Source organism: Roseisolibacter sp. H3M3-2, assembly GCF_029211165.1.
Taxonomy (GTDB): Bacteria; Gemmatimonadota; Gemmatimonadetes; order Gemmatimonadales; family Gemmatimonadaceae; genus Roseisolibacter.
On record NZ_JARGEK010000419.1, the window covers coordinates 1 to 3,803 of the forward strand.

The window sequence follows — 3,803 nt, forward strand, 5'->3', positions numbered from 1 at the left end:
CTAAGACCGCTTGGCCTCCGACTTGCGCCGAGCGCCGAGTGAGATAGTCCGCTCGGCGCTCGGCGCCCGGCGCTCGGGTGGGCCCGCGGAGGCGGCTGCTTCCGCGAGACGACGGTCGCCCTGCGAGGAGCGCGCTCGACGCTCGACGCTCGCCGCTCAGATCGTCGCCATCCCTCCCGCCGGCGTGCTCCGCTCCGCGGCCGTCACGATCCCGCGGCACTCCCCGAACCCGATGCGCGTCGCGCCGTCGCGCTCGCAGAGGCCGCGCAGGATCACCTCGTCGCCGTCCTCGAGGAAGGCGCGCGTCTCGCCGCCCGGGAGGGCGAGCGGCTCGGCGCCGCGCGCGGTGATCTCGAGCAGGCAGCCGCGCGCGTCGCGCGGCTCGCCGGAGATCGTGCCGCTCCCCAGCAGGTCGCCCGGGCGCAGGTTGCACCCGTTGCTGGCGTGGTGCGCGAGCAGCTGCGCGACCGTCCAGTACATGTCGGCGAACGCGCCGCGCGTGAGGCGCACCGCCGGCGCGCCCGCCTCGCGCATGCGCGCGGTGCGGAGCCACACCTCGACCGTGATCGCGAAGCCGCCGCGCGCCTGGTCGACCACCGACGTCAGGTAGGGCAGCGGCGCCGGGTCGCCGGCGGGGCGCGGCGCGGCGGGGACGCGGAACGGCTCGAGCGCCTCCAGCGTCACCACCCACGGCGACACCGTCGTCGCGAAGCTCTTGGCGAGGAACGGCCCGAGCGGCTGGTACTCCCACGCCTGGAGGTCGCGCGCCGACCAGTCGTTGAGGAGCACGAGCCCGAACACGTGCGCCTCGGCCTCGTCGATGGCGACGCGGGTGCCGAGCGCGTTCCCCGGCCCGACGAACGCGCCGATCTCCAGCTCGTAGTCGAGCGAGCGGCTCGGCCCGAACGACGGCGCGTCGTCGGCGGGGCCCTTCCGCTGCCCCGACGGGCGGCGCACCGGCGTGCCGCTGGCCACGACGCTCGACGCGCGCCCGTGGTAGCCGATCGGCACCCACTTGTAGTTCGGCAGCAGCGGGTTGTCGGGGCGGAACAGCGCGCCGACGTGCGTCGCGTGCGCGATCGACGCGTAGAAGTCGGTGTAGTCGCCGATCTCCGCCGGCACGAACAGCTCGGCCTCCGCCTGCGGCAGCAGGATGCGCTCGGCGCGCTCGCGGTCGTAGCGCGTGGGCGTGCCCCCGGCGCGCAGCACGCGGCTCACCTGGCGGCGCAGCATCGTCCACTGCGCGCGGCCGAGCCCCATGAGCGGGTTGAGCGACGGCGACGCGCAGGCGAGCGCCGCCGGCGTGTCGGCGAGGTCGCCCATCAGCCCCTCGCCCAGGCAGGCGCAGAGGTCGAGCACCTGGTCGCCGATGGCGACGCCGACGCGCGGCACCTCCTCGGTGCCGGCGCGGCGGAAGACGCCGAACGGGAGGTTCTGGATCGGGAAGTCCGTCGCGGGGTCGTGCGCGGACTCCACCCAGCTGACGAGCGACGGGTCGGTCGTGTCGGTCATGGCGGCGTCGCGCCCGGCCACCAGCCGAGCGCCTGGAGGTCGTGCAGGGGCTCCTCGAAGGAGCAGGAGCCGAAGGCGGCGAGGCGGTGCACGCGCGCGTCGGCGAGGGTCCCGGCGTCGACGCGCAGCCCGCGCCACGCGGCGCCGGCCGCGTCGAACGCGAACGCGCCCGGGTCGCGCTCCTCGAGCAGCGGCGCGACCGCCGCGGGGACGTGCCCGGCGTGCAGCGGCGCGGCGGCGAGGAACACGCCGACGAAGCCGTACATCGTGCCGCGCGCGCACCCGTCCTCGTACGTCAGCGCGTGCTCGCCCCGCAGCGGGTGGTGCAGCCCGGCGGTGCACTTCGCCGCGACGCCGTGCGCCGCGCACGCGGCGAGGAAGTCGAGCACCGCGGCGGCGGGCGGGAAGGCGTCGGGCGTCACGCCGCCGGTGCGCAGCTTGAGGCGCGCGTCGGCGGCCGCCGCGGCGCGCGCGTACGCCGACGCGTCGGCACCCCACGGCAGCTCGACGAACAGCGCCGCGTCGGCGAGCGCCGCGTCGCGCGCCGCGTCGGCGAGCCGCGCCACGTCGCCGGGCGACGCCGCCTTCGCCTCCAGCGCGTCGATCTCCTCGCGCAGCGGCTCCGTCCCCTCGGCGTGCCGCGCGTTGAACGCGACGGCGGCGCGCAGGTCGGCCGCCGCGTCGGCGCCGACGAGCGCGCTCAGGCGCCACGGCTCGGGCGCGTCGGGCGGCTCGGCGTTGAACGGGAGCAGCGCGCCCGCGGCGGCCTCGAACTCCTCCAGCCGCGCCACCGGCACGACGAAGCGCGCCAGCATCCACGCCGCGTCGCCGGCGCGGTACGCCGCGTACTTCCGCACGGCGGGGCCCATCGCCAGACCGGCGGGCGGGAAGAGCCCCGCGTAGTCGACGAGGTGCGTGAGCAGCGCGCGGAGGGCGAACATGGCGGACAACTATAACGACCTGCGGGGCAGCGGGGCTGCGGAAGCGCGCATGGCCCTTCCGCAGTCCCGCTGCCCCGCAGCGCGGTCAGTTCCCCGCCTGCCGCTGCGCCTGCGTCTTCGCCGCCTCGCTGGCCGTGATCGCCACCTCGACGCGGCGGTTCGCCTGGCGGTTGGCGTCGCTGTCGTTCTGCGCCACCGGCTCCGCCTCGCCGCGCCCCGACGTGCGGATGCGCGTCCGCGGCACGCCCTGCGACGTCAGGTACGTGGCCGCCGCCGCCGCGCGGCGCTCCGACAGGCGCTGGTTGTACGCGTCCTCGCCCTGGCTGTCGGTGTGCCCCACCACCAGCAGGTCGGTGTCCGGGTAGCGGCTGAAGTTCGCCGCCAGCTCGCGGAGGTTCGTGCGCGCCGCGTCGCGCAGCACGTCCGAGTCGAAGTCGAACAGCAGCCCGCTCTCGAACGTCACCAGGATCCCCTCGGCCACGCGCTCGACGCGCGCGCCCGGGATGTTCTGCTCGAGCTGCTTGGCGCGCTGGTCCATCTGGTGGCCGATGATCGCGCCGGCCGCGCCGCCCACCGCCGCGCCGATGATGGCGCCGCGCGACGTGCTGCCGTTCGACCGGCCGACGAGCCCGCCCGCGGCGGCGCCCGTGGCGGCGCCGATGATCGCGCCGCGCTCCTTGTTGTTCAGCGACGCGCAGCCGGTGCCCGACAGGGCGACCGCGGCGGCGCTCAGGACCAGCGCCGATCGGCGCAGGCGGACGTTCGTAGCGTGCATGTGATGCTCCGGTCTCGGGGTGAGGGCGCCGGGGCCTCGACCGCCCCGCGCTCCTGTTGCCTACCCCACGTTTGCACGGACCGGTCCGCCGCGACGCACGGAGGCCCCGGACGAGCTCGCCGTCCGGGGCCTCCGCGTGTCGTACCGCACACCTCCGTCAGAACCGACGGGCGACCTGCCCCACCTGCCGCAGGATCGTGCCCGTCTGCCCCCCGATCGGGCCGCCCCAGCCGCCCGACGGGAGCCCCGGATACCGGCGGTCGACGATGATGCCGCCCCCGCGCCGCCGCCCCGGGAAGTCGCGCTCGCAGTGGTCGACGTCTCCCACGCCGCCCCCGCGGATCACGACCCCGATCCACCCCCCGCGGCCGCGACGGCCGCGCCCCTCCTCCTGCCCTTCCCCCTGCCCCTGCCCCGCGTCCGGCGACGGTCCCCCGACCGCCGTCGTCCGCTCCGGCTCCGGCGACGGGGCCGGCGTCTCCGCCGGCGCCGGCGCGGGCGCCGCGTCCTGCTGCGACTCCCCGACGTCCGCGGGCGCCTCGGCGACGGCCGTCGTGGGGGCCGGCTCCTCCGCC

General features: G+C 77.0%; 3 protein-coding genes and 1 pseudogene. All 4 read right to left on the minus strand.

The window, feature by feature from the left end:
- Positions 1–156: 156 nt before the first annotated feature.
- The gene (gene fahA / locus PYV61_RS22220) at positions 157–1,512 is read right to left on the minus strand and encodes a fumarylacetoacetase (RefSeq protein ID WP_275835793.1); all 1,356 of its coding nucleotides are present in this window, start codon (positions 1,510–1,512) and stop codon (positions 157–159) included.
- Positions 1,509–2,453 (minus strand): hypothetical protein, encoded by a 945-nt coding sequence (locus PYV61_RS22225; protein ID WP_275835796.1) that lies wholly within the window; start codon positions 2,451–2,453, stop codon positions 1,509–1,511. Before PYV61_RS22225 ends, fahA begins: the two co-directional genes overlap by 4 nt.
- An 85-nt stretch (positions 2,454–2,538) precedes the next feature.
- A complete protein-coding gene (locus tag PYV61_RS22230; RefSeq protein WP_275835798.1) occupies positions 2,539–3,228 on the minus strand; it encodes an OmpA family protein in 690 nt (229 codons plus the stop codon).
- Between the two features lie 157 nt (positions 3,229–3,385).
- Positions 3,386–3,803, minus strand: a pseudogene (locus PYV61_RS22235) (hypothetical protein); the annotation flags it as partial.

Excerpts from the sequence above, each read along its gene's own strand:
- fahA (WP_275835793.1), bottom strand. The coding sequence starts at position 1,512 with ATGACCGACACGACCGACCCGTCGCTCGTCAGCTGGGTGGAGTCCGCG.
- PYV61_RS22225 (WP_275835796.1), bottom strand. The coding sequence starts at position 2,453 with ATGTTCGCCCTCCGCGCGCTGCTCACGCACCTCGTCGACTACGCGGGG.
- PYV61_RS22230 (WP_275835798.1), bottom strand. The coding sequence starts at position 3,228 with ATGCACGCTACGAACGTCCGCCTGCGCCGATCGGCGCTGGTCCTGAGC.